Source organism: Kitasatospora sp. CB02891, from assembly GCF_002803145.1.
GTDB classification, from domain to species: domain Bacteria; phylum Actinomycetota; class Actinomycetes; order Streptomycetales; family Streptomycetaceae; genus Kitasatospora; species Kitasatospora griseola.
The window spans coordinates 198013-224940 of the sequence record NZ_NNBO01000014.1 but is presented as its reverse complement, the minus strand read 5'-3'; the positions used below and the strand labels follow the sequence as shown (position 1 = coordinate 224940).

The 26928-nt window shown below is 73.2% G+C and carries 29 protein-coding genes; 18 read left to right on the top strand and 11 right to left on the bottom strand.

Annotation, left to right across the window (positions count from 1 at the left end):
- Positions 1-134: 134 nt before the first annotated feature.
- On the bottom strand, positions 135-1661 hold the full coding sequence (locus CG736_RS38715; protein ID WP_100588898.1) for a DUF3492 domain-containing protein: 1527 nt from the start codon (positions 1659-1661) through the stop codon (positions 135-137).
- Positions 1662-1945: 284 nt separating this feature from the next.
- Positions 1946-2863: an alpha/beta fold hydrolase gene (locus CG736_RS27790; protein WP_100588897.1), complete on the bottom strand. Its 918-nt coding sequence runs from the start codon at positions 2861-2863 to the stop codon at positions 1946-1948.
- Between the two features lie 227 nt (positions 2864-3090).
- On the opposite strand from CG736_RS27790, the gene CG736_RS27785 reads away from it, so the two are divergent.
- From CG736_RS27785 to CG736_RS27775, 3 genes are all read left to right on the top strand, one after another.
- Complete coding sequence (locus CG736_RS27785) at positions 3091-3747, top strand: TetR/AcrR family transcriptional regulator (RefSeq protein WP_100588896.1); 657 nt, start codon at positions 3091-3093, stop codon at positions 3745-3747.
- A 141-nt stretch (positions 3748-3888) separates the two neighbouring features.
- The gene (locus CG736_RS27780; protein WP_043915925.1) at positions 3889-4116 is read left to right on the top strand and encodes a DUF3107 domain-containing protein; all 228 of its coding nucleotides are present in this window, start codon (positions 3889-3891) and stop codon (positions 4114-4116) included.
- Between the two features lie 122 nt (positions 4117-4238).
- Positions 4239-4514, top strand: coding sequence for a hypothetical protein (locus CG736_RS27775; protein WP_100588895.1), 276 nt, complete (start codon positions 4239-4241; stop codon positions 4512-4514).
- Between the two features lie 7 nt (positions 4515-4521).
- On the opposite strand, the gene CG736_RS27770 is transcribed toward CG736_RS27775, so the two are convergent.
- Positions 4522-5247, bottom strand: a complete 726-nt coding sequence (locus CG736_RS27770) for a ferritin-like fold-containing protein (RefSeq protein WP_043915923.1) — start codon at positions 5245-5247, stop codon at positions 4522-4524.
- Positions 5248-5828: 581 nt separating this feature from the next.
- Here CG736_RS27770 and CG736_RS27765 point away from each other — a divergent pair.
- The 4 genes from CG736_RS27765 (at position 5829) to CG736_RS27750 (ending at position 10743) form a co-directional block, all read left to right on the top strand.
- On the top strand, positions 5829-8252 hold the full coding sequence (locus tag CG736_RS27765; protein ID WP_232734215.1) for a DEAD/DEAH box helicase: 2424 nt from the start codon (positions 5829-5831) through the stop codon (positions 8250-8252).
- A 185-nt stretch (positions 8253-8437) separates the two neighbouring features.
- Positions 8438-9280 carry an alpha/beta fold hydrolase gene (locus CG736_RS27760; RefSeq protein WP_100588894.1) on the top strand — a complete coding sequence of 281 codons (843 nt, stop codon included), beginning with the start codon at positions 8438-8440 and terminating at the stop codon, positions 9278-9280.
- A gap of 246 nt (positions 9281-9526) precedes the next feature.
- Complete coding sequence (locus CG736_RS27755) at positions 9527-9826, top strand: hypothetical protein (protein ID WP_157815758.1); 300 nt, start codon at positions 9527-9529, stop codon at positions 9824-9826.
- A gap of 617 nt (positions 9827-10443) precedes the next feature.
- Positions 10444-10743 (top strand): hypothetical protein, encoded by a 300-nt coding sequence (locus CG736_RS27750; protein ID WP_100588892.1) that lies wholly within the window; start codon positions 10444-10446, stop codon positions 10741-10743.
- A gap of 124 nt (positions 10744-10867) precedes the next feature.
- Here CG736_RS27750 and CG736_RS27745 read toward each other — a convergent pair whose 3' ends face one another.
- A complete protein-coding gene (locus CG736_RS27745; RefSeq protein ID WP_232734214.1) occupies positions 10868-11818 on the bottom strand; it encodes a helix-turn-helix domain-containing protein in 951 nt (316 codons plus the stop codon).
- Between the two features lie 618 nt (positions 11819-12436).
- Between CG736_RS27745 and CG736_RS37210 the strand changes: the two genes are divergently transcribed.
- From CG736_RS37210 to CG736_RS27730, 4 genes are all read left to right on the top strand, one after another.
- Entirely contained in the window at positions 12437-12580 is a 144-nt protein-coding gene (locus CG736_RS37210; RefSeq protein WP_167349416.1) for a hypothetical protein, read from the top strand.
- A gap of 247 nt (positions 12581-12827) precedes the next feature.
- A complete protein-coding gene (locus CG736_RS27740; RefSeq protein WP_043915920.1) occupies positions 12828-13466 on the top strand; it encodes a DUF6758 family protein in 639 nt (212 codons plus the stop codon).
- 68 nt (positions 13467-13534) lie between these two features.
- Positions 13535-14383 carry a PHP domain-containing protein gene (locus CG736_RS27735; protein ID WP_100588890.1) on the top strand — a complete coding sequence of 283 codons (849 nt, stop codon included), beginning with the start codon at positions 13535-13537 and terminating at the stop codon, positions 14381-14383.
- Positions 14384-14438: 55 nt separating this feature from the next.
- Positions 14439-15059, top strand: a complete 621-nt coding sequence (locus CG736_RS27730) for a MarC family protein (protein WP_100588889.1) — start codon at positions 14439-14441, stop codon at positions 15057-15059.
- Positions 15060-15074: 15 nt separating this feature from the next.
- Here CG736_RS27730 and CG736_RS27725 read toward each other — a convergent pair whose 3' ends face one another.
- Entirely contained in the window at positions 15075-15725 is a 651-nt protein-coding gene (locus CG736_RS27725) for a suppressor of fused domain protein (protein WP_100588888.1), read from the bottom strand.
- Positions 15726-16165: 440 nt separating this feature from the next.
- On the opposite strand from CG736_RS27725, the gene corA reads away from it, so the two are divergent.
- Positions 16166-17281, top strand: coding sequence for a magnesium/cobalt transporter CorA (gene corA / locus CG736_RS27720; protein WP_100588887.1), 1116 nt, complete (start codon positions 16166-16168; stop codon positions 17279-17281).
- 16 nt (positions 17282-17297) lie between these two features.
- Here corA and CG736_RS27715 read toward each other — a convergent pair whose 3' ends face one another.
- Positions 17298-18218 carry a DMT family transporter gene (locus CG736_RS27715; RefSeq protein WP_232734213.1) on the bottom strand — a complete coding sequence of 307 codons (921 nt, stop codon included), beginning with the start codon at positions 18216-18218 and terminating at the stop codon, positions 17298-17300.
- Between the two features lie 123 nt (positions 18219-18341).
- Between CG736_RS27715 and CG736_RS27710 the strand changes: the two genes are divergently transcribed.
- The 5 genes from CG736_RS27710 (at position 18342) to CG736_RS27690 (ending at position 22586) form a co-directional block, all read left to right on the top strand.
- On the top strand, positions 18342-18875 hold the full coding sequence (locus CG736_RS27710; protein ID WP_100588885.1) for a pyridoxamine 5'-phosphate oxidase family protein: 534 nt from the start codon (positions 18342-18344) through the stop codon (positions 18873-18875).
- 126 nt (positions 18876-19001) lie between these two features.
- Positions 19002-20282, top strand: coding sequence for a magnesium transporter MgtE N-terminal domain-containing protein (locus CG736_RS27705; RefSeq protein ID WP_100588884.1), 1281 nt, complete (start codon positions 19002-19004; stop codon positions 20280-20282).
- Positions 20272-20901 carry a DUF1003 domain-containing protein gene (locus tag CG736_RS27700; protein ID WP_100588883.1) on the top strand — a complete coding sequence of 210 codons (630 nt, stop codon included), beginning with the start codon at positions 20272-20274 and terminating at the stop codon, positions 20899-20901. The genes CG736_RS27705 and CG736_RS27700 overlap by 11 nt, the downstream gene beginning before the upstream one ends.
- A gap of 56 nt (positions 20902-20957) precedes the next feature.
- Positions 20958-22118, top strand: coding sequence for an Mrp/NBP35 family ATP-binding protein (locus CG736_RS27695; RefSeq protein ID WP_043915914.1), 1161 nt, complete (start codon positions 20958-20960; stop codon positions 22116-22118).
- Positions 22119-22211: 93 nt separating this feature from the next.
- Positions 22212-22586 (top strand): hypothetical protein, encoded by a 375-nt coding sequence (locus CG736_RS27690; protein WP_157815757.1) that lies wholly within the window; start codon positions 22212-22214, stop codon positions 22584-22586.
- On the opposite strand, the gene CG736_RS27685 is transcribed toward CG736_RS27690, so the two are convergent.
- The 4 genes from CG736_RS27685 to sigE form a co-directional block, all read right to left on the bottom strand.
- Positions 22583-23239: a hypothetical protein gene (locus tag CG736_RS27685; RefSeq protein ID WP_369880587.1), complete on the bottom strand. Its 657-nt coding sequence runs from the start codon at positions 23237-23239 to the stop codon at positions 22583-22585. The genes CG736_RS27690 and CG736_RS27685 overlap by 4 nt on opposite strands.
- Positions 23240-23448: 209 nt before the next feature.
- Entirely contained in the window at positions 23449-23871 is a 423-nt protein-coding gene (locus CG736_RS27680; RefSeq protein ID WP_100588880.1) for a sec-independent translocase, read from the bottom strand.
- 131 nt (positions 23872-24002) lie between these two features.
- Positions 24003-24851 (bottom strand): zf-HC2 domain-containing protein, encoded by an 849-nt coding sequence (locus CG736_RS27675; RefSeq protein WP_100588879.1) that lies wholly within the window; start codon positions 24849-24851, stop codon positions 24003-24005.
- Positions 24848-25555 carry an RNA polymerase sigma factor SigE gene (sigE, locus tag CG736_RS27670; RefSeq protein WP_100588914.1) on the bottom strand — a complete coding sequence of 236 codons (708 nt, stop codon included), beginning with the start codon at positions 25553-25555 and terminating at the stop codon, positions 24848-24850. Before sigE ends, CG736_RS27675 begins: the two co-directional genes overlap by 4 nt.
- Before the next feature lie 247 nt (positions 25556-25802).
- On the opposite strand from sigE, the gene CG736_RS27665 reads away from it, so the two are divergent.
- A complete protein-coding gene (locus tag CG736_RS27665) occupies positions 25803-26480 on the top strand; it encodes an O-methyltransferase (protein WP_369880584.1) in 678 nt (225 codons plus the stop codon).
- Positions 26481-26581: 101 nt separating this feature from the next.
- Here the strand turns inward: CG736_RS27665 and CG736_RS27660 are convergent, their stop codons facing one another.
- Positions 26582-26749: a DUF3117 domain-containing protein gene (locus tag CG736_RS27660; RefSeq protein WP_014137929.1), complete on the bottom strand. Its 168-nt coding sequence runs from the start codon at positions 26747-26749 to the stop codon at positions 26582-26584.
- Positions 26750-26928: the final 179 nt, after the last annotated feature.

Here is a 26928-nt window from a genome sequence, read left to right as displayed (position 1 = left end):
GCGGGCGGCGCCGTCGGCGGCCAGGCCGGAGTCCTCCAGGGCGGCGGCGATCTCCAGCGGATCGACGGCCCGCTCGCACAGCTCGCGGTTGGCGTCGAGGAGTTCCCGGACCGGATCGGCGGGCGGCGACTGACTCACACCGCCTCCGCGAGCGCGGGGGCGGCGGCCGCCACCCAGTACTCGGCGGGGCGGGCGAACGGCCGGGCGGGGGCGCCGGGCCGGGCCGGGAACGCCGGGTAGCGGGAGACCAGTTCGAGGTAGATCTCGCGGAACGCGCCGACGACGGGCTCGACACCGAAGCGTTCCTGCGCCCGCAGCCGACCGGCGAGGCCCAGGCGGGAGCGGCGCTCGCGGTCGCGGAGCAGCGCCAGACAGGCCCCGGCGAGGGCCCGCGGGCTGCGCGGCGGCACCAGCAGCCCGGTCGGGCCGAGCACCTCGCGGGCCACCCCGACCTCGGTGGCGACCACGGCGCGGCCGCTGAGCATGGCGTCGGCGAGCAGCCGGGGGCTGCGCTGGGCGAGCGCGCTGAACACCACGGCGCTGCCGGCCGCCCAGGCCGCGGCCGGGCTGCTCGGCCGCCCGGCGAACTCGACGGCCCCGGCGACGCCGAGCCGTCCGGCGATCGCCTCGCAGTGCGCGCGGTAGCCGGGCGCGCCCTCCTCGCCGTACATGGTCAGCCGGGCGTCCGGCAGTTCCGCGTGGACCTGCGCGAAGGCGTGCAGCATCAGTTCGGGGTCGCGGCCGGGCTCCAGCGCGCCGGCCCAGACCAGGGTGGGCGCCGCGGGTTCGGCGCCGGCGGCGGCCCGCCCGGTGGCGGGGGTGCCCTCGTGGACGATCCGGGTGCGGGCGGGGTCGCCGCCGCAGCGCTGCTGCCACCGGCGGTCGTAGTCGCTGCCGGGGGTGAGCACGGCGGCCTGCCGGTAGGTCTCCTCGGCGAGCTGCCGGAAGAACGACAGCAGCAGGGCGCGCACCGGCCAGCGGTAGGGCGCGGAGCGGTAGCCGCGGTACTGCTCGCGCAGGTGCAGGCCGTGCTCGGTGACCACGAACGGGACGCCGTGCAGTTCGCGGGCGACCAGCGCGGGCAGCGCGGCCGGCCCGCCGCCGACCACGTGGCACAGGTCGGCCCCGCCGAGCCCGGCCGGGCCGGTGCCGTACCAGGGCGCGGACAGCGGCCGCAGGCACTGCTCCAGCAGGTCGGCGGCGACCAGCACGTCGCAGACCTGCGGCTGACCGCCGGCGGTGTCGGCGCCGGGCGTCCGCCAGCTCCGCTCCAGCACGCGGTGCGCGTGGCCGGAGGCGAGGAACGCGGGCAGCGCGTCGTCCTCCCGGCCGAGTGCGGCCAGCCGGTACAGCGCGGGCCCGAACCCGGCCCGTTCGCCGGGCAGCACCAGGGCGCGCACCAGTTCCTCGTACGCCCGGGCGTAGCCGCGGCGGCGCAGCGAGGTGGGCCCGCGCCCGGCCGGCCGGCGGCCCCACATGGGCAGTTCGTGGACGCCGTGCAGGCCGCGCACCCCGGTGGGCGGGGCGGGGCGGTCGGCCGGGAGCAGGCGGTGGAGCCGGAATTCGTGCTCGGGCAGGCCGTCGACCAGGCGGCCGCACCAGCCCCCTTCACCACCCTGCGCGACGGAATGACCGCCCTCGGTGAGCAGAGCTATGCGCACGACGCCTCCTGAGCAAGAGCGTTTCGACGGGTTCCGGCCCTACGACAACAGGAAGTGCGTCCGTGCTCGACGGCCGTCCGGCCGGCGCCCGCTCCCCGCGTCCGCCGCCTTCGCCGTCTCGCCCCCCCACACCTGTTCGGTCCGACAACACGACGGTAGAGCGCCGGGCCGGACCCCCCAGGGGCCCGGCCCGGCTTGCCACCTGATCGAGTGAACGGCCGTGACCTCGCGCGTCGCCGCCGCGTTCTCGGCCCGCGCCCGTGCGTGCGCCCGTGCGGGCGGGGTCAGCGGGCGGCGTCGGCCTCGGCGAGCAGTTCGCGCACCGCGCGGGCCACCGGCTCGGGGTGCTCCAGCATCGCCACGTGCCCGGACTCGGGGAGCACCAGCAGCCGGGCGTCCCGGAACGCGGCGCAGGCCCGCCGGGCGGAGCGGTAGGAGACCAGCTTGTCCTTGAGCCCGTAGACCAGCAGTACCGGCACCTCGACCTGCCGGGCCTGCCGCCACAGCGACTGCTCGCCGCGCTCGGTGTAGGCGGTGACGATGCCGCGCGCGGACCCGGCCAGCGCCTGCAGCGCGTAGGGCAGCGCGGTGCGGCGCCGGTACTCGGCGACGGCCCGGGCCCGGCGGTGCGCGGGGATGCCCTCGGGGTCGCCGTAGACCAGCCGCAGCAGTTCGGCGGTGGCGTTCTCCGGGGAGCTGCCGGCGTTGCGGCGGCGGAGCAGTTCGGCCACGCCGGGGACGGCCAGCATCCCGGTCGGCCAGGCGGTGCGCTGCGGGGGCAGCTCGGGCAGCGCCGGGGAGATCAGGGTGAGGCTGCGCACCAGGTCGGGGCGGAGCGCGGCGAGCCGGACGGAGACCGCGCCGCCGAGCGAGTTGCCGAACAGGTGGACCGGCCCGCGGGCGGTCTCCTCCAGGTAGCCGATGACGGCGCGGACGTGCCCGGAGACGGTCAGGTTGCCGTCCAACGGCGGCGCGGACCAGCCGAAGCCGGGCAGGTCGACCGCTTCCCCGTCGACGTCCTCGGAGAGCTGGTCGAGCAGCTCCAGCCAGTTGTCGCCGGAGCCGCCGAGCCCGTGCACGAACAGGGCGGGCGGCAGCCCGTCGCGGGGTTCGGAGTGGCGGCTGACGGCCACGGCCGCGCCCGGCACCTCGACGGTGCGGTACGGCTCCAGGGCGGCGAGGGGGTGCTGGGCGGCGCTCATGGAGCACGATGGTAGTGAGGACGGCCCGCCACCGGTGCGATTCGGCCCGTCCCCGACCCGGTCCCGGGCCGGTCTCGACCTGTGGACACCCCTGGTCCGGGCCGTATTGTGGGCTCCCGACAAGGGCGGTGGTGCGCTTTACTCGGCTTCATCCGCGCACACGCGGGTTACCGAAAAGTAGAATCAACACCTTGCCAGCCATCGCAGACCGTGAAGTGAGGAGCGCCGTGACGGCCATCCAGGAGGCGCAGGAGCGTCCGCGCGGCGCCCGCCTGCCGCGTAGCGCCCGCCGTGAACAACTGCTCGGAGCCGCCCAGGAGGTGTTCGTCGCCCAGGGCTACCACGCAGCTGCCATGGACGACATCGCCGAGCGGGCCGGCGTCAGCAAGCCGGTGCTGTACCAGCACTTCCCGGGGAAGCTGGAGCTCTACCTCGCGCTGCTGGACAAGCACTGCGACGCCCTGGTCGACGGCACCCGGGCGGCGCTGGAGGCGACCAGCGACAACAAGCAGCGGGTCGCCGCGACCATGGAGGCGTACTTCCACTACGTCTCCAGCGAGTCCGGCGCGTTCCGGCTGGTCTTCGAGTCGGACCTGACCAACGAGCCGGCCGTGCGCGACCGGGTCGAGCGGGCCACCGACCTGAGCGCCACCCTGGTCTCCAAGGTGATCGCCGAGGACACCGACCTGCCGGACGCGGAGGCCAAGCTGCTCGCGGTGGGCGTCTGCGGCATGGCCCAGATCACCGCCCGGTACTGGCTGTCCCAGGGGTCCGAGGTCCCGCGCGACGAGGCGGTCCGGCTGGTCGCCAGCCTGGCCTGGCGCGGTCTGAAGGGCTTCCCCATGCACCCGGTCCAGGAGGGCTCCGGCGGCGCCGGCGAGTGACCGCCGATTCGGCCCTGAGCGGACCGACCCGGGACGTTCGCCTCCCAGCGGCTCCGCTGCCTTAAGGTGAAGCCCGTACGGCGCGCCGCCCGCGAACGGCGGTTCGAGCGCGCGCGGCCAGCTACCGGAGGGACGGAAGCCGTGGAGGTCAAGATCGGCGTGCAGAACGCGAACCGGGAGATCGTCCTGGAGAGCGCGCAATCTGCCGAAGAGGTGGCGGACGCGGTCGCCAAGGCCCTGGACGGCAGCGCCAAGCTGCTCACGCTGGCCGACGAGCACGGCCGCAAGGTGATCGTCCCGGCCGACCGGCTGGCCTACGTCGAGATCGGCGAGCCGTCCGTCCGCAAGGTCGGCTTCGGCACGCTCTGACAGCACGTCACCGGCGCCCCGTTCCCCCACTCGGGGGGACGGGGCGCCGTGCTGTGCGTACCGGCGGGTCCGGGCGGGTAGGCGGTGGGTGCCGCAGCGCCGTACAGCCCCGGGAGGCAGCCGTGTGGGAGACGATCGCGTTCGTCCTGATCGGCCTCGCCGTCGGGTTCGGCGCCGTGCTGGCCCGGCCCGCGCTGTTCCCCGGGCCGCGCGCCCTGCCGGTCGGCACCGCCCTGGTGTCCGCCGTGCTGGCCGGCCGGCTCACCCACTACGTGCTGGACGGCCACGCCCCGGCGGTGCAGCTGGCGGTGTCCGTCGTGGTGGCGGCGCTGCTGGTGTCGGTGCCGGCCCGGCCGGACCTCGCGCCCGCCCGGCGCGGCCGCCACCGCCACGCCTGACGGCCGCTCAGGACGCCAGGCCGAGCGCCGCCATCCGCTTGGTGTGGGTCTCGGTGATCCGGTTGAACATCTTGCCGACCTCGACCAGGTCGAAGCCGCGCACGTGCGCGCCGCCGACCAGCAGGTTGGACAGCGCGTCCCGCTCGGCGACCACCCGCTGCGCCTGGCTGAGCGCCTCGCCCATCAGCCGGCGTCCCCACAGCGCGAGCCGCCCGCCGACCCGCGGGTCCTCCTCGATCGCCTGCCGCACCCGCTCCACCGCGAACTCGGCGTGCCCGGTGTCGGCCATCACCCGCAGCACCAGGTCCCGGGTGTCGTCGTCCAGCCGGACGGCCACCTCGCGGTAGAAGTCGGTCGCGATGGCGTCGCCGACGTACGCCTTGACCAGGCCCTCCAGCCAGTCGGACGGCGCGGTCATCCGGTGGAAGGCCTCCAGCGGCTCGACGAACGGCTCCATCACCGCGACCGGGTCGGCACCCACCTCGGCCAGCCGGTCGTGCAGCAGCTGGTAGTGCTGGAACTCGGCGGAGGCCATCCGGGCCAGCGCGGCCTTCTCCGCGATGCCGGGCGCGAACTTGGCGTCCTCGGCGAGCCGCTCGAAGGCGCTCAGCTCGCCGTACGCGAGCGCGCCCAGCAGGTCGAGCACCGCCGCGCGGTACTGCGGGTCGGCGGCCCGGGCCGCCCAGGGCCCGATCGAGTCGGTGATCCCGTCACCGGGTTCCTGAGTCTCCATGGCATCCGACCTTAGTGGTCCCGACGGGTCCGAGGACCGTCCGCGGCCGTCCCGCCAGCCCGGCACGGCCGGTCGGAGTATTCGCCGTCACGTGTTCGAGTCGTCGCTTGACTGTATGGTAGGTAGCGAGGCCAGGTGTGAACCCGCGCGGCCCGTCCGTTCATCGGCAGGCCGCGCAGTCGTGCCCGGCGGCGTTCCGCCGCCCGGTACACCGCATCCGGCGCTCACGTACGCGGATGCCCGGTCGGAGAGCCGATCGGCTCCGACCTGGCCCGAGCCTCGGGCCCAGGCACCGCATCAGGCCGAGCGAGGGCCGCCGCGGACCGCGCCAGGACGCGCCGGGCCGCACGACCCCGTCAACGGGACGCCCTCCCCCGCGCCGCCCGCCCGACGCGCCCCTCACCGGGCAGCGCGGGCACGGCAGGACGCGCTCGAGCTCGGCCCCTCCACATGGAAGAGGCAGCACCCTGTCCACCACCGGCGAACCCATCAAGACGACCTTCCGGGAACTCGGCATCCTCCCGGAGACCGCCGAGGCCCTGGAGGCGGTCGGCATCGTCCACCCCTTCCCGATCCAGGAGATGACCCTCCCGGTCGCGCTGACCGGCCACGACGTCATCGGCCAGGCCAAGACCGGCACCGGAAAGACCCTGGGCTTCGGCCTCCCGCTGATCGAGCGCGTCGTGGTCAAGGCCGACGTCGCCGCCGGCCGGGCCACCGCCGAGCAGCTCACCGAGAGCCCGCAGGCGCTCATCGTGGTGCCCACCCGCGAGCTGTGCACCCAGGTCACCAACGACCTGCAGACCGCCGGCAAGGTCCGCAACGTCCGCGTCCTCGCCGTGTACGGCGGCCGCGCCTACGAACCGCAGGTCGAGGCCCTGAAGAAGGGCGTCGACATCGTCGTCGGCACCCCCGGCCGCCTGCTCGACCTGGCCGGCCAGCGCAAGCTCGACCTGTCCCAGGTCCGCGCGCTGGTGCTGGACGAGGCCGACGAGATGCTCGACCTCGGCTTCCTGCCCGACGTCGAGAAGATCATCACCATGCTGCCCGCCAAGCGGCAGACCCTGCTCTTCTCCGCCACCATGCCCGGCCAGGTCATCTCGCTGGCCCGCCGGTACATGAGCCAGCCCACCCACATCCGGGCCGCCGCGCCGGACGACACCGGCACCACCGTCGCCAACATCGAGCAGCACATCTTCCGTGCCCACTCGCTCGACAAGGTCGAGATGGTCTCCCGGATCCTGCAGGCCGACGGCCGCGGCCTGGCGATGATCTTCTGCCGCACCAAGCGCACCGCCGCCGACGTCGCCGACCAGCTCACCAAGCGCGGCTTCGCGGCCGGCGCGGTGCACGGCGACCTCGGCCAGGGCGCCCGCGAGCAGGCGCTGCGCGCCTTCCGCAACGGCAAGGTCGACGTCCTGGTCTGCACCGACGTCGCCGCCCGCGGCATCGACGTCGAAGGCGTCACCCACGTCATCAACTACCAGTGCACCGACGACGAGAAGACCTACCTGCACCGGATCGGCCGCACCGGCCGGGCCGGCGCCTCCGGCACCGCCGTCACCCTGGTCGACTGGGACGACATCCCGCGCTGGCAGCTCATCAACAAGGCGCTGGACCTGCCGTTCAACGACCCGGAGGAGACCTACTCCACCTCCCCGCACCTGTACGAGCTGCTCCGCATCGCCCCCGGCACCAAGGGCATCCTGCCCCGCTCCGAGCGCACCCGGGCCGGCCTGGCCGCCGAGGAGGTCGAGGACCTCGGCGAGACCGGCGGCCGCGGCCAGCGCACCGGCCGCACCGGCGGCGGACGCGGCGGACGGGGCGCTGCCGCCCCCGAGACCCCGGCTCCCGCCGAGCGTCCGGCCCGCCGCAACCGCGAGCGTCGCCGCACCCGCGGCGGCAGCTCCGCCAGCACCGCCACCCCGGCCCTGCCGACCACCGAGCAGCCCGCCGCCGCGCCGGCCGCTCCCGGTGAGGGCCGCAGCTCGCGCCGCCGCAACCGCAACCGTCGCAACTCCGCTGCCGCCCCGGCCGCGGTCGAGTCGGCCGTGGTCGAGACGGCTGTGGTCGAGGCCGCTCCGGTACCGGTGATCGACGCCGCCCCGGCGGTCGTCGTGGAGCCGGTCGTCGAGACCGAGACCCCTGCGGTCCGGACTCCGCGCAAGCGCACCCGCAAGGCCCCGGCCACCGCCCCGGCGGCTGCCGAGGTCGTCGCCGAGGTCGTCGTCGAGACCGCGGTGGAGCCCGTCGCCGAGACCCCGGCCGCCCGCACCCCGCGCAAGCGCACCCGCAAGGCCGCCGCCCCGGCGGTCGAGACGGTCGCCGAGACCGTCGTCGAGACGGTCGCCCCGGCGGTCGTCGCGGAGCCGGTCGCCGAGACCCCGCGCAAGCGCACCCGCAAGGCCCCGGCCGCGCCGGTCGCCGAGGTGGCCGTGGAGACGGTGGAGGCTCCGGCTCCGCGCAAGCGGGCCGCCAAGAAGGCTGCCGCAGCCGTCGAGGTCGCCGCCGAGGAAGCCGCGCCGGCCCCGCGCAAGCGCGCCACCAAGAAGGCCGTGGCCGTCGAGACCCCGACCGAGGAGGCCCCGGCGCCGCGCAAGCGGGTGACCAAGAAGGCTGCTGCGGCCGTCGAGGTCGCCGCCGAGGAAGCCGCGCCGGCCCCGCGCAAGCGCGCCACCAAGAAGGCCGTGGCCGTCGAAGCCTCGGCGGAGGAGATCCCGGCGCCGCGCAAGCGGGTGACCAAGAAGGCTGTCGCAGCCGTCGAGGTCGCCGCCGAGGAAGCCGCGCCGGCCCCGCGCAAGCGCGCCACCAAGAAGGCCGTGGCCGTCGAGACCCCGACCGAGGAGGCCCCGGCGCCGCGCAAGCGGGCGACGAAGAAGGCTGTCGCAGCCGTCGAGGTCGCCGCCGAGGAAGCCCCGCCGGCCCCGCGCAAGCGCGCTGCCAAGAAGGTCGCGGCCGAAGAGATCCCGGCCCCGCGCCGGACCCGCAAGACCGTGGAGCAGTAACCGCACCACCCCGTGCCGCCGGGGAGGGCTCGACCACCACCAGGTCGCGCCCTCCCCGGCGGCATTTCCGCCCCCCGACCGACCCCACCTCTCGGCGTTTCCCCCGCTCCGCGCACGTCAGCCGGATTCGTGCTGCGTAGGGTGGCCCCGGGTTGTCGGGTGATCTGGTCGGAGGGCACGGAGATATGAGTACGCCGCCGTTCTTGAAGCTGCCGGGATGTGTGCGGCCGGTCCGGATGGGTGGGCTGGCGACCCTGTGGGGGGAGCCGACCGGCGCCGTGCGGGGGACGGCACTGCTGGTCCCCGGGTTCACCGGGAGCAAGGAGGACTTCATCGCCCTGCTGGAGCCGCTGGCCGACGCCGGGTTCCGGACGGTCGCGCTGGACCAGCGCGGTCAGTACGAGTCGGACGGCCCTGACGACCCGCAGGCGTACACGGTGCGGGCGCTGGGTGCGGACGTCCTGGCACTGTCCGCGGAACTGAAGGCCGAGGGCGGGCCGCTGCACCTGCTGGGGCACTCGTTCGGCGGCCAGGTGGTGCGGGAGGCGGTCCTGTCCGCACCCGACGAGCTGCCGTGGGAGACGCTGACCCTGATGTCGACGGGCCCGGCCGCGATCGACCCGGCGGAGGCGGCGCGGACGGCGCTGCTGCTCGACGCGCTGGAGTCGATGGACCTGGAGTCGATCTGGCAGGTGATGCGACAGATGGAGGGCGAGCGGGTACCGCCGCTCGACCCGGAGATCGCGGACTTCCTGCACCGTCGCTGGCTGGCGAACCACCCCCAGGCACTGAAGGCGGCAGCCGCGCATCTGATCTCCGCACCGGACCGGGTGGACGAGCTGGCGGCCGTCCGCCTGCCAAAGCTGGTCCTGTCCGGCGAGCGGGACTACGCATGGCCGGTCGAGGAACAGTCCCGAATGGCAGACCGACTGTCCGCCTACCGCCTCACCGTGCCCGGCGCAGGCCACTCCCCGAACGCGGAACGCCCGATCGAGACAGCAGCGGAGCTGGCCGCGTTCTGGTCCTAGGACGCGGTCGCGGCCGTCGCCCGGCGTCGTTTCCGCACAGCGTCGCGGGTTCTATGCATGACGTCTGATCACCACGGGATTGCTGTCGAACGAGGCACCTTCGGCCTTAGCTTCGTTCGTGAAGGGAGCAGGGCCCGGCGGAATGCAGGGCGCGGCGCGGGCGGCCGGTATCGGCCGTTGTCGTCGCGAATTCCGCCACGGGGCCTGTGACTTCACATCTGCCGTCCCATCCGTGAGGGGAAATTCATGCGCAAGATACGCACGTTGGCAGCATCCGGTGTCGCCGCGGCCATGATCACGTTCGGAGTGGTGGCCGCGACTCCGGCGTCGGCCGCGACCTGCACCACCTGGCACGACGACGCCACCTTCGGCGTCAGCTGCGACTCCGCCGGCAGCGCCACCTACGTCTACGCCACCGCCAAGTGCACCAACGGCAAGACGGTCACCGGCGCTGCGGCCCGGATCGGCAGCGGGCAGTGGAGCTACGCCTACTGCAGCAGCGTCGGAGCCGGGCTTTCCAACGAATACGGCTACACGACGTTCTGACGAGCGTGATCCCGCACGGCCGATGGCCGGCGGCGGGTTCTGCTTGAGCCATGAGGCCCGGACGCTGTCGGGACTCCCGTTCGCGGGAGTCCCGGCAGCGTCTTTCGCTGTCCGCCTCCCACTGGGCAGCAGTCGCCGCCGGCGCCCGGCTCCGGTGCTCACGGGCCGCACGCCCGTACGCGGCTTTGAGCACCGGGGCGAAGTCCGAGGCCCGAGGAATGCCGCAGCACACGGCGACAGCCCGGATCGGCAAGGCGTGCAGGGTGGGTCGGCCGAGTCCCGGTCCGGATGTTCTCTGCCAAGGCGCGCAGCCCGGCTTCGGGCGCCACCGTGTTCTCGGCATCGAGTTCCCGGGCGATCAAGGCCGAAACCGGCCGTCGGCCGGTCCCACCGGATGTCGTTTCCGCACAGCGTCGCGGGTTCTATGCATGACGTCTGATCACCACGGGATTGCTGTCGAACGAGGCACCTGCGGCCTTAGCTTCGTTCGTGAGGGAAGCAACGTCCGGCGGAATGCAGGGCGCGGCGCGGGCGGCCGGTATCGGCCGTTGTCGTCGCGAATTCCGCTACAGGGCCTGTGACTTCACATCTGCCGTCCCATCCGTGAGGGGAAATTCATGCGCAAGATACGCACGTTGGCAGCAGCAGGGGTCGCCGCGGCCACGCTCATGCTCGGAGTGGTGGCCGCGTCCCCGGCGTCGGCTGCTCAGGCCTGCAGCCACTGGCAGGACGACTACACCTACGGGGCCGGCTGCTCCGAGTTCGACGGCGCCAAGTACGTCCAGGCCATGGCTCACTGCGCCAACGGCGAGACCGTCTACGGGAGCTGGGCCGTGATCGGCAGCGGGAACCTGAGCTACGCCTACTGCAGCAGCTGGGGATCCAAGCTCTCGTGGGGCGAATACCGGGTGATGTGACCGAGCGTGATACCGCCCCGAGCTGCCGGCGGGCAGCAGCGGGTTCGCCTTGAGCCATGAGGCCCGGACGCTGTCGGGACCACCGTTCGCGGGAGTCCCGACAGCGTCCTTCGCTGTCCGTCGCCTACTCGACGACAGCCGCCGCCAGCGCCCGGTGCCGGTGCTCGCGGGGTGTGAGCCCGTGCGCGGCTTTGAACGCGCGGGCGAAGTCCGAGGCCCGGGGCATGCCGCAGCGCAAGGCAACGGCTTGGATCGGCAGGGCGTGCAGAGCCGGGTCGGCCAGGTCCCGGTAGGCCTTCTTGAGGCGCTGGCCGCGGATGAACGCGGCGACGGTCTCGCCCTGGGAGTGGCGGGTGAAGAGGCTGTGCAGGTGGCTGAGCGAGAGGTTGTGGGCGGCGGCGATCACGGGCGGTGACAGGTCCGGGTCCTGAAGGCGGCCGCGGATGTACGTCCGGATGCCGTCCACCAGGACCTGCTGCCGGGCTTCGGGCGTCAACGCGTTCTCGGCGTCGAGTTCCCGGGCGATCACCGCCGACAGCAGATCGGCCGTCACCATCCCGAGCCTGGATGCCTCACCCGGCTGGAGCGTGACGGCCTGCCGGCTCAGGCCGATCATGAACTGCGCCAGCAGGGCGCCCGCACCTTCCTGCCCGGACAGCTTCCGGCCGAGCAGGCCGTGCACCCGGTGCGCGGGGATCGGCACCAGCGATGCCGGCAGGTCGATGCCCACGCCCTCGACGCGGGGCTGCCCCGAACCGGCGCCGGCGTCGGGGTGGCTCAGGAACCGCGTCTCGTACGGGTGCGAGCTGCTCGTCAGAACCAGGTCCCACGCCCCTACCGCCTCCACCCGGCCCGTCGCGTGGAGGCCGACCCGGGCCTCGCCGGCCGTCAGCATGGTGAGGTGGTACAGCCCTTCGTCCGAATGTCGGATCATCCGTTCGGTCCGCCGGGCCCGTACCGGTGGGCACGATGTCCAGCCGAAGGTCACCGGCCCCAGCTCGTGCCGGAGCGACTGCGCCGTGAAGGTGCTGCGGTCGTCACTGGTCATGTCGGCGGCCCACCTGCACCCCCACATTCGCCAGTGCTCGAAACAGCATTCCCCGGACATTTCGTCGCACGCGGGCGCACTTTCCACCATGACCGACATCTCCGACCCCCATCGGTTTCCCCTACCGAACTCCGCGAAGCACTCCAGAGATCATCGACATTTTGCATGGACACTGCCAAGTAGCCGTTCGGCCACCTTTCGCACACCCACGACCCCCGCCGGGCCGTCGCGTCGCATCGATTTGGCGCCGGATCCGGGCCGCTCGCAGACCTCTTGACGACCAGTCAGAAGTCGACCCCGGTTTTCGGGCGACAAGGATCGTTAGCTCGGGTAATATTTGACTCAGTCCGGAATCAGAACCGTACGACGGCCGCACCCTCCTCCGGCCGTCGAAACGACGGATTTACCCGCGGGCAACCGCCGGGTAGCAGCGTCGCGGCACAGTGAGTCGTCGAGGCATCGTCGCCTCGCCCCGCAGTGCCGCACAGCAAGTGCCGCTGAAGAAGTCCTGCTTGAGAGTGGGGGGAGCGACGGGTGACTGCACCTGCCGGACGTCCGACCCAGCCAGTGCCGACGGGCCATCGCGCGATGGCCTACCGCCGGCCGAGTCCGCCTCGGAGCCCGAGGACGGGAAGGGAGAGGCCCATGCGTTTCGAGATCCTTCGCCTGGATCACGCGGGAGCGGAGACCGATCGGCTGATCGCCGATGCGGCGACCGTCTCGGAGTACCTGAAGACCGCCGCGCAAACCGGCGAACGCCTTTACATTCGGCCGTGCAAGGCCGTGTGACCGGGCGCGGGCGAGCCGCTGAGCCGTCCGACGTTCCGATACCCGGCTGACGCCCCGTCACCGCAGGAGACCCCTGAGGCGACGGGGCGTCAGTGTGTTCGGGGGCCGCGACCTGCGGGGGTTTGGCGCCGGTTCGACCGGGACATGACCCTGCCGGACCCGGGCCGTTGCCGGGGCGGCTCGTGGCGGACTCCTTACGGGTGATCGTCCTTGACGCAGCAGTCCGGAGGGAGGACCGTTGTCGGTTATGAGGGGCGAGCCAAGCTGTCCGCGGTGTGCCGGTCGGGTCCGCGCCCCCGGTCTCTTCTCCGACACCTGGCAGTGCGACCGGCACGGTGCGGTGCACCCGATGCAGCCGGTGCTGCCCCCCAGTGTCGAGGCGTTGAACGTCGCCGTGAACCGCTCGCAGGTCCCCGTCTGGATGCCCTGGCCGCTGCCGGTCGGCTGGCTGTTCACCGGGATCGCGCACGCGGGTGACGACCTGTCAGGAGCCCGCGCCACCGCCGTCGCCTGCTCGGGGCCGGCGCCGCTCGGCGGGTTCGGCGAACTGGTGCTGGTGGCCGAGGAGCTGGGCATCGGCCTGGGCGCCCGCTACGCGGGGCTGGACGGGCCGGACCCGGGCGAGTCGGTGGCGCTGTACAAGCCCGCGGACGCCAAGCTGATGGCGGCCGGCCGGCCGACCCCGATGTTCCACGTCCCGGGCGCCCCGGACGACCGGGCGGTGTACGTCGGCGAGGCGCGCGGCCTGTGGCTGTGGGCGATCGCCTGGCCCGAGCAGTCGGCGCTGCTGATGCACGACGAACTGGTGCTGACGGACCTGCGCGACGCGGGCGCCGAACTCGGCCTGCTGCCCTGCGGGGCGCTCTCCCCGCGCCTGCTGGGCTAGGGCCTGTCGGACCCCGGGCCTGTCAGGCCCTGGAGACTCCGCGCCGACCGCTCCCTATCCTGGGCGGCATGCGTATCGATCTGCACACCCACAGCAATGCCTCGGACGGCACCGACTCCCCGGCCGAACTGGTCGCCAACGCGGTGGCCGCGGGCCTGGACGTGGTGGCGCTGACCGACCACGACACGGTGGCGGGGTACGGCGAGGCGACGGCCGCGGTGGCCGGGACGGGGCTGACCCTGGTGCCGGGCGCCGAACTCTCCTGCCAGGTGGACGGGATCAGCATGCACATGCTGGCGTACCTGTTCGACCCGGCGGAGCCGGCGTTCGCGGCCGAGCGGGAGCTGGTGCGCACCGACCGGTTCCGCCGCGGGCGGGCGATCGTGGAGCGCTGCCGGGAGCTCGGCGCGCCGATCAGCTGGGAGCAGGTGCAGCGGATCGCCGGGGCCGGCTCGGTGGGCCGTCCGCACATCGCGTCGGCCCTGGTGGAGGCGGGCGTGGTGGCGAGCGTCTCGGACGCGTTCACGGCCGAGTGGCTGGCCAACGAGGGGAGGGCGGACGTCCCCAAGCACGAGACCGACCCGGCGCTCGCGGTGCGGCTCGTACGGGGAGCGGGGGGCGTACCGGTTTTCGCTCACCCCGGAGCGGTCAAGCGCGGCCGGACGGTGTCGGACCGGGTGATCGCCGACCTGGCGGCGGCCGGGCTGGCCGGGCTGGAGATCGACCACACCGACCACGATGACTCGACCCGCTCCCGACTGCGCGACCTGGCAAGGGAGTTGGGGCTGCTGGTGACGGGCTCCAGCGACTACCACGGCAGTCGCAAGACCGTCCGGCTGGGCGAGTTCACCACCGACCCGGCGGTGTACGAAGCACTGGTGGCGCAGGCGACCGGAGCCAAGCCCATCACCGGCTGAGACACCCCGGCGCGTCCCATCGCACCCGAACGACCCGAGCGCCCACAATCCCGCCATGAACGACGCCATCGACGGCAAGGTCTTCGGCTCACTGTTCGTCACGCTGTTCGTGATCATGGATCCACCGGGCATCATGCCGATCTTCCTGGCGCTCACCTCGGGCCGGACGCACAAGGCGCAGCGCCGGATGGCCTGGCAGGCCACCGTGGTGGCGCTCGGGGTGATCACCTGCTTCGGACTGTTCGGGCACCAGATCCTCGACTACCTGCACGTGTCGATCCCGGCGCTCCAGGTCTCCGGCGGGGTCCTGCTGCTGCTGATCGCACTCGACCTGCTGACCGGCCGGATCGAGGAACCCACGCAGACCAAGGACGTCAACGTCGCCCTGGTCCCGCTCGGCACCCCGTTGCTGGCCGGGCCGGGGGCGATCGTCGCGGTCATCCTGGCCGTGCAGCAGGCCAGGACCGGGACGCAGCACCTGGCGCTCTGGTCGGCGATCGTGGTCATGCACGTGCTGCTCTGGCTGACCATGCGGTTCTCGCTGTCGATCATCCGGGTGATCAAGGACGGCGGCGTGGTGCTGATCACCCGGCTGTCCGGCCTGCTGCTGTCCGCGATCGCGGCGCAGCTGGTGGCCAACGGGGTGTTCGGCTTCATCGAGGGCCGTCCCAAGTGACGGGCCGGCCGGGAGTCAGTCCAGCGGGACGCCGCGGCGGTTCGGGTCGCGCAGGTCGGTGCCGTGCTTCAGCCACCGCTCCTCCAGCGCGCCCGCGCCCTGGACGCGCTTGAACGCGGCCTCGTTGGGCGTCATCGGCAGCAGCGGCAGGAAGCGCACCGCCTCGGCGGGGGCCGGGAGTTCGAGGTCCTCGACCAGGCCGCCGGGCTCGGCGGCCAGCACCGAGGTGAACGGGGCGCCGGTCCACAGCGGGGAGCCCAGGTCGAGCGAGCCGCCGGGAGCCACCACCAGGCCCTCCACCTGCGGGCTGGCGGCGAACACCACCAACGCCCGGTGCACCTCGTCCCGCCCGCCGCGCACGGTGAGCACCAGCTCGACGCGCGGGCCGCGCACCGGGTCGGCGACCGGCGAGGACGGGTCGGCCATCGGCGCGGCGGCCATGCCGAGCGTCGCGTAGCGGACCAGGCCCTCGGCGTCCGGGCCGAAGCGCAGCACCTCGATCCGGTCCGCGCCGACGAAGGTGACCGCGGCGCGGCCGGAGGGTTCGCCGAAGGTGCTGATCAGCCGGGCCTCGACGGCGGCCAGGACGGTCTGCCGGGTCGGGCCGGCGCCGTGGCCTGCGTCGGGGTCGGAGAAGTCGCCGAAGAGCGGGAAGTCGTGCGCCATGTCGCGACCTTAGCGCGCGCGGCGGCGCACAAGCTTTGGCGCGACCTTTACCCGGCCTACGCCGAACTGCGGCTCCTCGCACGGGAAAGAGCTGTTAATGTGAGCGGTCGGCCTTGTGAATACGAACCAGGGCCGCTACGACGGCCCCCGCGCGGGCCCCGGCGTGGAGGAGGTGGTCACGGTGGACAGCAGTCGACCATGCAGTACCGGCAGCTCTCTCCGGCCCACCCCGGCCCGCCGCCTGCACGGCTGACCTGGGCTCGCACGCAGCGTGGCGTCCGGCCGGGAGAGCACCTTCCCCGGGGTCGAGCCGTCGAAACCCGCCCAGCAACGGTTTTCTGACGCACCATCGGCTCCGGCGTGTCCACCGGTGTTTCCCGCCGTCGTGTTCGCCCTGCCCTGCCTGGGCGCGCGCCGGTCCGGCCCAAGGAGCCCGCGCCATGTCGATGATCAACAACCTGCGCGCCGCAGTCGTCCGTCCGACCCGTCGCCGGACCGGTGACGAGCTCGGACTGCCCCCCGGCACCGCCCCGTCCGCGGTGGTGGACTGCGCCGTCTACCAGCAGGGCAAGCGCATCGGCGAGACGTGCAGCCCGCGCGAGGCCGCCCGGCAGGTGAAGGCGGCCCACCAGAGCGGGCCCGGCTCGTTCAGCTGGATCGGCCTGCACGAGCCCACCGGCGCCGAGTTCGAGGGCATCGCGCAGCGCTTCGGCCTGCACCCGCTGGCGGTCGAGGACGCGGTGCACGCGCACCAGCGCCCCAAGGTCGAGCGATACGACAACATGCTCTTCGCGGTCTTCAAGACCGTCCGCTACATCGAGCACGAGCAGCTCACCCCGACCAGCGAGGTGGTCGAGACCGGCGAACTGATGGTGTTCGCCGGACCGGACTTCGTGATCACCGTCCGGCACGGCGCGCACTCCTCGCTGCGCGCGCTGCGGCTGCGCCTGGAGGCCGACGCCGAGGGCAGCGGCCTGCTCGCCAAGGGCCCGGCGGCGGTGCTGCACGCGATCGCCGACCACGTGGTGGACAACTACCTGCTGGTCGCCGAGCGCCTGCAGAACGACGTGGACGAGATCGAGTACGGCGTGTTCGCCAACCGCGGCGGCAGCGGCGCCGACATCGGCCGGGTCTACCAGCTCAAGCGCGAGGTGCTGGAGTTCAAGCGCGCCGTCACCCCGCTGCTGCGGCCGATGCTGCAGCTCGCCGAGCCGGTCGCGCGACTCGTCGACCCGGAGATGCAGAAGTACTTCCGGGACGTCGCCGACCACCTGGCCCGGGTCAGCGAGCAGGTGCAGGGCTTCGACGAGCTGCTCAACTCGCTGCTCCAGGCCAACCTGGCGCAGGTCTCGGTCGCCCAGAACGAGGACATGCGCAAGATCACCGCCTGGGCGGCGATCTTCGCCGTCCCCACCATGATCACCGGCGTGTACGGCATGAACTTCGAACACATGCCGGAGCTCCAGTGGACCTACGGCTATCCGACCGTGCTCGGGGTGATCGCGACGATCTGCTTCGGCATGTACCGGGGCTTCCGCCGCAACGGCTGGCTGTGAGGTCCCGGGCGGAGCGTCAGCGGCGCTCCGCCCGGGCCACCAGCACCAGGCCCAGCAGGATCAGTCCGACGGCCGGGTAGGCCGCGACCGGCGGCCACTGGCCCAGCCACACCGCCGCGATCAGCGCCGCGCCCGGGGTCTCCAGCAGGATCGCCGTCGAGGTGATCGACGGACCCAGCGTTCGCACCACCCGGTTGCTCAGCGAGTGCCCCAGCAGCTGCGCCGTCACCATCAGCAGGAAGATCTGCCACCACGCGCCGGCCGGCCAGCCCGCCAGTCGGGTGTCCGTCAGCAGGCACGCCGCCAGCAGCGCCACCGCGCAGGTCGCGTAGCAGACCAGGGTGTACGCGGTGGTCGACACGGTGCGCCGCACCTCCGCGCCCAGCAGCACGTACCCGGCCGCCGCCGCGCCCGCGCCCAGCGCCAGCCCGTCCCCGAGCAGCGCCCGCGAGGAGACCGACAGGTCCACCCCGGTCAGCACCAGCACGCCCGCGAACGCCAGCCCCACGCCCAGCCACACCAGCCGCGGCGCGCGCACCCCGAACAGCCGCATCAGCAGGATCGTCCACAGCGGAGTGGTCGTCACCAGCGCCGTCGCGGAAGCCACCGAGGTCATCCGCAGGCTCGGCATCCACAGCGCGAAGTGCAGCGCCAGCAGCACGCCCGCCGCCGTCGCCAGCAGCAGCGCCCGCCGCGAGATCCCGCGCAGCTCGGCCCGGTGCCGCCACAGCGCGTACGGGCCCAGCACCGCCACCGACATGCCGTTGCGCCAGAACGCGATCGCCAGCGCCGGCGCCGCCGTCGCGCTGATCAGCGGCGCGGACAGCGAGATGCCCGCGATCGACACCGCCAGCAGCAGCAGGTCGGTACGCGGCAACTGCCCCCGCTGATCAACCACCGCGGCGGCGACGGGGGCGGTCGTGGTGGCGGTGGGCACGGTTCTCCTTCGGCGGACGGGCGACGGGGGCGGGATACACGGTAAGGGCTGTCCGCCCGTCATGGAACTGTCGTCCCGGGGGATGGACCGTCCCCTGGACGGCCAGGCCGTACGCTGTCCGGCATGGAGCGTACGACGACCGCGAGCGCGGCAGACTTCCTCGACCGGGCCCTGGTGGAGGAAGCCGCCAAGAAGTCCGGCCTGCTCTGGGTCCGGCCCGCCGGACAGCCGCACGCCCGCCCGCTCTGGCACGCCTGGCACGACGGCGCCGTGGTCGTCGTCGGCGACGGCGCCGAACAGCCCCTGCACGGCCTCGCCGCCGACGCCCCCGCCGCGCTCACCCTGCGCAGCAAGGACAAGGGCGGCCGCCTGGTCGCCTTCTCCGCCACCGTCACCGCCGTCGCCCCCGGCACCCCCGCCTGGGACGGCGCCGTCGAGGAACTCAAGGGCAAGCGCCTGAACGCCCCCGACACCGACACCATCGGCGACCGCTGGGCCCGCGAGTCCCGCATCCTGCGCCTGGAACCCACCGGCCCCCTCGTCCCCCACCCCGACGGCTCCCTCGCCGCCGCCCCCGCGCCCACCCCGGTCACCACCCGCAAGCCGATCCCGGCCGGGCTCCCGAAGCTCCTCTTCAAGAAGAAGCGCAGGAGCTGAAGCGCGGGCGAGTACGAAGACGGGGACGGGGAACCGCGCGCCCCAGCGGTGCGCCCACCCGCTCCCGCACGCCAACCCCCGCTAAGTTTGGATGGTTATATCCCTTTCCCGGCGGGAGGCAGTCCCATGGCGGGCCCAAGCACCCGGGTCTTCATCTCCCACCTCTCCGGCGTCGCGGTGTTCGACCCGAACGGCGACCAGGTGGGCCGGGTCCGCGACGTGGTGGTCTCGCTCCGTCTCGGCGGCAACCCGCCCAGGGTTCTCGGTCTGGTGGTGGAGGTGATCGGCCGCCGCCGCATCTTCCTGCCGATGACCCGGGTGACCAGCCTGGAGTCCGGCCAGGTGCTCTCCACCGGACTGCTGAACATGCGTCGGTTCGAGCAGCGCCCGTCGGAGACCCTGGTCCTCGCCGAGCTGCTCGACCGCACCGTCACCCGCACCAAGACCGGCGACGAGGTGACGGTGCTGGACGTCGCGATGGTGCAGACCCGCCTGCGCGAGTGGGAGATCGACAAGGTCTTCGTCCAGGTCGGCCGCCCGAGCAGGCTGCGCAAGGCGAAGGGCGAGCAGCTGCTGCTCAACTGGTCCGCCGTCACCGGTTTCTCGCTCGCCGAGGAGGGCCAGGGCGCGGCCACCCTGCTCGCCACCTTCGAGCAGCTGCGCGCCGCGGACCTGGCGAACGTCATGCACCACCTGTCCGCGAAGCGTCGCGCCGAGGTCGCGGCGGCCCTCGACGACGACCGGCTCGCGGACGTCCTGGAGGAGCTGCCCGAGGACGACCAGGTGGAGATCATCGGCAAGCTGAAGGAGGAACGGGCCGCCGACATCCTGGAGACCATGGACCCGGACGACGCCGCCGACCTGCTGTCCGAGCTGCCCGCCGAGGACGCCGAGCGGCTGCTGCGCCTGATGGAGCCCGCCGAGGCCGCGGAGATGCGGCGGCTGCTCTCCTACGAGGAGGACACCGCGGGCGGTCTGATGACCACCGAGCCGATCGTGCTGGAGCCCGACGCCACGGTCGCGGAGGCGCTCGCCCGGGTGCGGATCTCCGACACCAAGCCGGCGCTGGCCGCGCAGGTGTACGTGTGCCGCCCGCCGAACGAGACCCCGACCGGCACCTACCTGGGCACCGTGCACTTCCAGCGGCTGCTCCGCGAACCCCCGTACACGCTGGTCGGCTCGATCGTGGACGACGACCTCGACCCGCTGCCGCCGGACACCCCGCTGCCGCTGATCACCTCCTACCTGGCCACCTACAACCTGGTGGCGGCGCCGGTGGTCGACGAGGACGACCGCCTGCTCGGCGCGGTCACCGTGGACGACGTACTGGACCACCTGCTGCCGGACGACTGGCGCGAGGGCTCGGCGCACGGCATCTCCGCCGAGGAGGTGTCCGATGGACAGTGACCGCAAGCGTCAGCACGAGACGCCGGGCCAGCGCATCCAGGGCGAGCTGCGGGAGCTGCGCCAGCTGCGCGAACTGCGCACCCGCGAGCAGCGCGGCCGGCGCGAGGAACGACGCGTCGACTCCCCGTCGTCCCGTTCCCGGCTCGACCAGCCGCGCACCGGCCGCCCGGGCCTGATCCACCTGCCCGCGTGGGACCCGGAGGCGTTCGGGAAGCTCTCCGAGCGGATCGCCCGCTTCCTGGGCACCGGCAGGTTCATCGTCTGGATGACGGTGGTGATCATCGCGTGGGTGGCGTGGAACACCCTGCTGCCGCCCACCGTCCGCTTCGACAACTACCCGTTCATCTTCCTCACCCTGATGCTGTCGCTCCAGGCCTCGTACGCGGCCCCGCTGATCCTGCTCGCGCAGAACCGCCAGGACGACCGCGACCGCGTCAACATGGAGCAGGACCGGGCCCGCAGCGACCGCAACATCGCCGACACCGAGTACCTGACCAGGGAGGTCGCGGCGCTGCGGCAGGGCCTCGGCGAGGTCGCCACGCGCGACTTCATCCGGTCCGAACTGCAGTCGCTGCTCCGGGAGATCGAGGAACGGCGGGAGCCCGTCGACCCGTTGTGACCCGCGGCACGCTACCGGCGAGTCGGGGGGAGGGCGCAGCGCCGTACCATCAACACATGGCCAACGAGACAGAGGTGGCGGCCGGGGTGACGGAGCAGTCCGTCCAGGAAGCCCTGGCGACCGTCCACGACCCGGAGATCAACCGTCCGATCACCGAGATCGGCATGGTGAAATCCGTCGAGATCGGCGACGGCGGCGCGGTGAAGGTCGCGGTGTACCTCACCGTCTCGGGCTGTCCGATGCGCGAGACGATCACCCAGCGGGTCACCGACGCGGTGTCCGCGGTTCCCGGCGTCACCGCCGTCTCCGTCGAACTCGACGTGATGAGCGACGAGCAGCGCCGCGAGCTCTCCCAGCTGCTGCGCGGCGGCGCCCCGGAGCGGGAGATCCCGTTCGCGAAGCCGGGCACCCTGACCCGGGTGTACGCGGTCGCCTCCGGCAAGGGCGGCGTCGGCAAGTCCTCGGTGACGGTCAACCTGGCGGCGGCGCTGGCCGCGGACGGCCTGAAGGTCGCCGTGGTGGACGCCGACATCTACGGCCACAGCGTGCCCCGCATGCTGGGCGTCGAGGGTCGGCCGACCCAGGTCCAGGACATGATCATGCCGCCGGCGGCGCACGGCGTGAAGGTCATCTCGATCGGCATGTTCACCCCGGGCAACGCCCCGGTGGTGTGGCGCGGCCCGATGCTGCACCGCGCGCTGCAGCAGTTCCTGGCGGACGTGTACTGGGGCGACCTGGACGTCCTGCTGCTCGACCTGCCGCCCGGCACCGGCGACATCGCGATCTCGGTCGCGCAGCTCGTCCCGAACGCCGAGATCCTGATCGTCACCACCCCGCAGATGGCCGCCGCCGAGGTCGCCGAGCGGGCCGGCACCATCGCGCTGCAGACCCACCAGAAGATCGTCGGCGTCATCGAGAACATGTCGGGCATGCCCTGCCCGCACTGTGACGAGATGATCGACGTCTTCGGCACCGGCGGCGGTCAGACCGTCGCCGACGCCCTCACCCGCTCGGTCGGCGCGACCGTCCCGGTGCTCGGCTCCATCCCGATCGACGTCCGCCTCCGCGAGGGCGGCGACGACGGCCGCCCGGTCGTCCTCTCCAACCCCGACTCCCCGGCCGGCGCCGCCCTGCGCACCATCGCCGGCAAGCTCTCCGGCCGCCAGCGCGGCCTCTCGGGCCTCTCCCTGGGCCTGACCCCGAAGAACAAGTTCTGACGGGACCCACAGCACCGCGAACGGCCCCGGGCGACCGCCCGGGGCCGTTCGCTTGTCGGGAACCGGAACCGGCGGCCGGGCTGTCCGAGGGGTGTGAACAGAACGGGAATCGGGTGTCTGACGGCGGCCCTGCTGGTGGCGGCGGCGGTGCTGATGGTGTTCAGCGTGTCCGCGACGATCGAGATCGAGGGGCCGCCGGAGTTGAACCCGGGGTTCCACGACAACCGGACGGGCCTTGCGGCAGTGGTCCTCGGCACCGGGCTGTTCCTGGCGCTGGCCGGCCTGGTCCTGGGACTTCGCGGCTCGGGCGGGGCGGCGGGCCGGACCGCGGTGGCGATCCTGGTGCTGCCCCTGCTGGCGTTCGGGGTGTTCCGGCTGACGGTGCTGGCCCCGATGCTGGCCTGCGACGGCACCTCGATCGCGCAAGTGGCGCCGGGCAGCTACGACTGCGAGGACATCACCTACTAGCGGCCGTCGTACGACTCCAGGCCGGGGACGGTGGTGAAGCCGATGCCGTACGCGGAGACCGAGCGGCCGTAGGCGCCGATCAGGACGCCGGGGGCCTCGCCGGCCAGTACCCAGCCGTACTCGGACTCGCGGTAGCGGAAGGGCTGCGGCACGCCGTTGACGGGGAGGGTGAGGGAGGACCAGGCGGGGCCGTCCAGGTCGTCGGCCAAGTCCCAGGCGAGGGTGGACTGCTGGTCGAGCCAGTGCTGGCGCAGGGTGCGGTCGAGGTTGCCGGGCCAGGTGGCGGCGAGCAGTCCGGCGCCGGCCAGCCAGGCCGCGGAGGACGCGGAGGTGGCTTCCAGGGTGCCGGTGTTGTCGGCGCTGCGGCGGACCTCGCGGCGGGCCACCGTGACGACGACCGCGAAGCGCCGGGTGTCGCGCGGCTCGGGTCCGCGGGCGGGCTCGTCGCCGTGGCCGAGGGTGCCGTAGTCGGGGGTGTCGGACTGCGCGGCGCGCGGGTTCTGGCCGTTGCCGACCTGGCCGAGCCAGCGGCGGCCCGTCCAGCCCTCGTCCAGGCCGTACCAGGGGAAGTCGGCGGCGCGGTAGGCGGCGAGGGGGTCGGCGGCGGGCCGACGCGTGGCGGCGGGGTCTGCGGTCGTTTGCGTGGCGTCCACTGCGGGCCTCCTCGGTAGTGCTCCTGCCACGGGCGGGCTCCATGGTGGCGCACCGCGGCCCCTCCGTCCGGGAAAACCGGGCCGGACACGGCCGAGCGTGACGGACCGCACAGCGCGCGCCCTCCGGGGAGGTAGAGGACACGATAGCGGCGCGAACGACGACGCCCCGCCTGTCGGGCGGGGCGTCGTGGTCGGGCGGGGCCGGTCGGTCAGGTGGCGTCCGGGTCGAACGGCGGACGCTCGCCGACCGCGAGGGCCGGGCCGCTGCTCGCCGGGGCGGCCGGCTTGGAGAAGTCGACGGAGGCGGTCGGAGTGCGGGCCGGCTCGCCGTTCAGCGCGGACTTGATGTCGACGCTGTCCTTGAGGTCCTTCAGCCCGAGCGGGTCCTCGCCGTCGCCGAGCAGCTGCTTGCGGACGAAGGTCTTCGGGTTGAGGTCCTCGAAGTCGAAGTTCTGGAACTCCGGGCCGAGCTCGCTGCGGATGTCCTCCTTCGCGTTGTCCGCGAAGGAGCGGATCTTGCGAATGAAGCTCATGGTGTCCTGGATCAGCTTGGGGAGCTTGTCCGGACCGAAGATCACGATGGCCATGATCGCAATGGTCAGGACCTCGAGTCCGCCTATGTCTCCGAACACCTGAACTCCCAGCACCCGACAACGCTGAACCAAGGGTAAACGCGGGCGGCCGTTCCCCGGTCTCCCCCAGGTGAATCCGTGGTAAAGACCACCCGGGTGACCGACCTCGACGGCGTGCCGGTGAAGGCAGGCTAGCGCAGGACCTGCCGCGGGTCACCGGTGGGCGACGGCTGCGGGCTGGCCTGCATCCGGGAACGCATCGGATAGTCCGGGGTGTCCATCTGCTGCTGCGCGTTGACGGGGACGATCGCCCCGCCGATGGGGGTCACGCTGGTGGGCTGCCGGCTGGGGCCGCCCTGACTCGCGCTGAGGCCGCCGACACCGCCGAGCGTGACCGCGGCGACCGAGAACGCCCCGGCGGCGGCGAACACCAGCCGGCGCCCGCGCGCCGGGCTCTGGCGCGGGGTGGGCAGCTCGGCGAGCGCGGCCAGCGGACGCGGCGCGGTGGACGGGCGGGAGCCGAACAGGCCGGCCGGGCGGGAGCCGAACAGGCCGGCCCGCGGGTCGATCCCGGGTATCGGGGCGTCGGCGCCCAGCGCGCCGCCGCCGAAGCCCGCGCCCCGGCCGAAGGAGCCGCCGGTGAGCCGGCTGCCGCCGAACACGGCACCCGACGGCTCGTCAGGGCCCGATTCGTCCTCGGGCAGCGCGGCCACGGCCATCAGCCGCGCCATCAGCGCCGCGGACGGGCCGGGCATCGCCGCACTGCTGAGCGTCCGCTTGACCGCACGGGCGCCCTCCGCCTCGGCCAGGCACTCCGGGCAGGTCGCCAGGTGGGCCTGCACCCGCTCGCGGGCGTCGTGGCCGAGTTCGCCGTCCAGGAAGGCGGTGAGGCGGTCGCCGAGGTGGTGGTGCTCCTCGGCCGCCGGCTCGACCGGACGGAGCGTCACGGGCCGGAGCTCGGCCGCCGCCGGGGTCTGCTCGCCGCGGCGCAGCGGCGCCCAGCGCGAGCGGTCGGCGCGCTCGGGGGCCTGATCGCTCATGACCCCCTCCGGTCGCTTCCGCCCGGTTCGGCGCCGACCGGCACGGGGTCGGCGGAGCCGCCCCGGCGCGAGCGGCCCGCGGCGGCGTTCGGCGCCCGGTGCTTGAGGGCGGCGCGCAGGTGCGAGCGGCCGCGGTGGATCCGGCTGCGGACGGTGCCGAGCTTCACCCCGAGGGTGGCGGCGATCTCCTCGTAGGAGAGGCCCTCGATGTCGCACAGCACCACGGCGGCACGGAACTCCGGGGCGAGGGTGTCCAGCGCCTGCTGCACGTCCGCGTCGAAGTGGGTGTCGCTGAAGTGCTGGGCGGGGCTGGGCTCACGGCTCGCCAGGCGCTCCGCCGCGTCCTCGGCGAGGGCGTCGAAGCGGATCCGCTGGCGACGGCGCACCATGTCCAGGAACAGGTTGGTGGTGATCCGGTGCAGCCAGCCCTCGAACGTGCCGGGGGTGTACGTGGACAGCGAGCGGAACACCCGGACGAAGACCTCCTGGGTGAGGTCCTCCGCGTCGTGCTGATTGCCCGTCAGCCGGTAGGCGAGACGGTAGACCCGGGCGCTGTGCGCCTCGACGATCTCCTCCCAGCTGGGCGGCGTCCAGCTCTGCGCGTCGGGCCCCTCCGCGAAGGACGCGAGCGTGCCGGGGGCCTCGGCCACCGAGTCGTCGGCTGCGGTCGACTTGTCCAGGGGGGAGTGCACAGACTGGTTCATCACGGGCTTTGGCGTACGGGCCGACGTGGTGCCGCGGAAGTGCCGCTGCACAGGGACGTCGCCCTCGGCCACACCTCCTCGGTCGGCTCTTCTGCCCAGCAGAGCCACCACCATATCCACCTCACACGTCAAGCCCGGATAAGAGCGGTCGAACAGCGGCCGCCGCAGGTGGTCCGGCCACCCACGACGACTCAACGGCCAGCCGTCGAACGCGGTTCCCGGACGGCCAGTAGTCTGTCGCTGGAATTTGTCGACTTCCATCGACACCGGCGCTCCGGAAGAGGCAGCCATCACCGAGTTCGGGCCCCAGCGAGTGGCCCTCGCCGACACCTACGTCGGCGAGGACGCGGTGCTGACCTACGCCCGGGCGCAGTCGGCCCGCACCGGCATACGCGCGATCGGCCCCAGCGGCGGCGCGGCCCTGCGCCTGCTGGCCGCCGCGCTCGACGCCAAGGCCGTGGTCGAGATCGGCACCGGCACCGGCGTGTCCGGCGTCTACCTGCTGCGCGGCATGCGGCCCGACGGCGTGCTCACCACCGTCGACTCCGAACCCGTCCGCCAGCAGTACGCCCGCGAGGCCTACCTGGCCGCCGGGTTCGCCGCCAACCGGGCCCGCTTCATCCCCGGCCGGGCCCGCGACGTCCTGCCGCGACTCGCCGACGGCCAGTACGACCTGGTGTTCTGCGACGGCGACCCGGCCGACTCCGGCTTCCACCTCACCGAGGCCATGCGGCTGCTCCGGCCGCGCGGCGTGGTCTGCTTCGAAGGCGTCTTCCAGGAGGGCCGGCTCGCCGAACCCGACGTCGACGACCCGCAGACCCGCGCCGTGCGCGACCTGGTCGCCGACATCCGGGAGCAGGGCGACACCCTGCTGCCCGCCCTGCTGCCGGTCAGCGACGGCCTGCTCTGCGCGGTCAAGCGCTGAACCCGGACAGCGGAACGGGCCCGCTCCCCGCAACCGGGGGACCGGGCCCGTCGAACACTCCCGGAGCGACCGGGACGTGCGAGTGTCAGTACCTGCTCGGGTCAGCCGCAGGCCTTCTTCAGAGCCTCGCCCAGAGCATCCGCCTCGTCCGGCGTCAGCTCCACCACCAGGCGCCCGCCCCCTTCGAGCGGAACGCGCATGATGATGCCCCGCCCCTCCTTGGTTACCTCCAGCGGGCCGTCACCCGTCCGCGGCTTCATGGCCGCCATGCTCGTTCCCCTTCCTGCAACCGTTCAGGTACGCACCGGCAGTCCGTCCACCGCCGGTATCGAACGCATTGATCGGAAGCCATTATCCCGCATGCGACCGCTCGATGACCAACATCACTCTCTGCGCCAAGCCTCCCGAACCCGGACCGAAGCGCCGATTACCAGCCGAAAGCCGCATC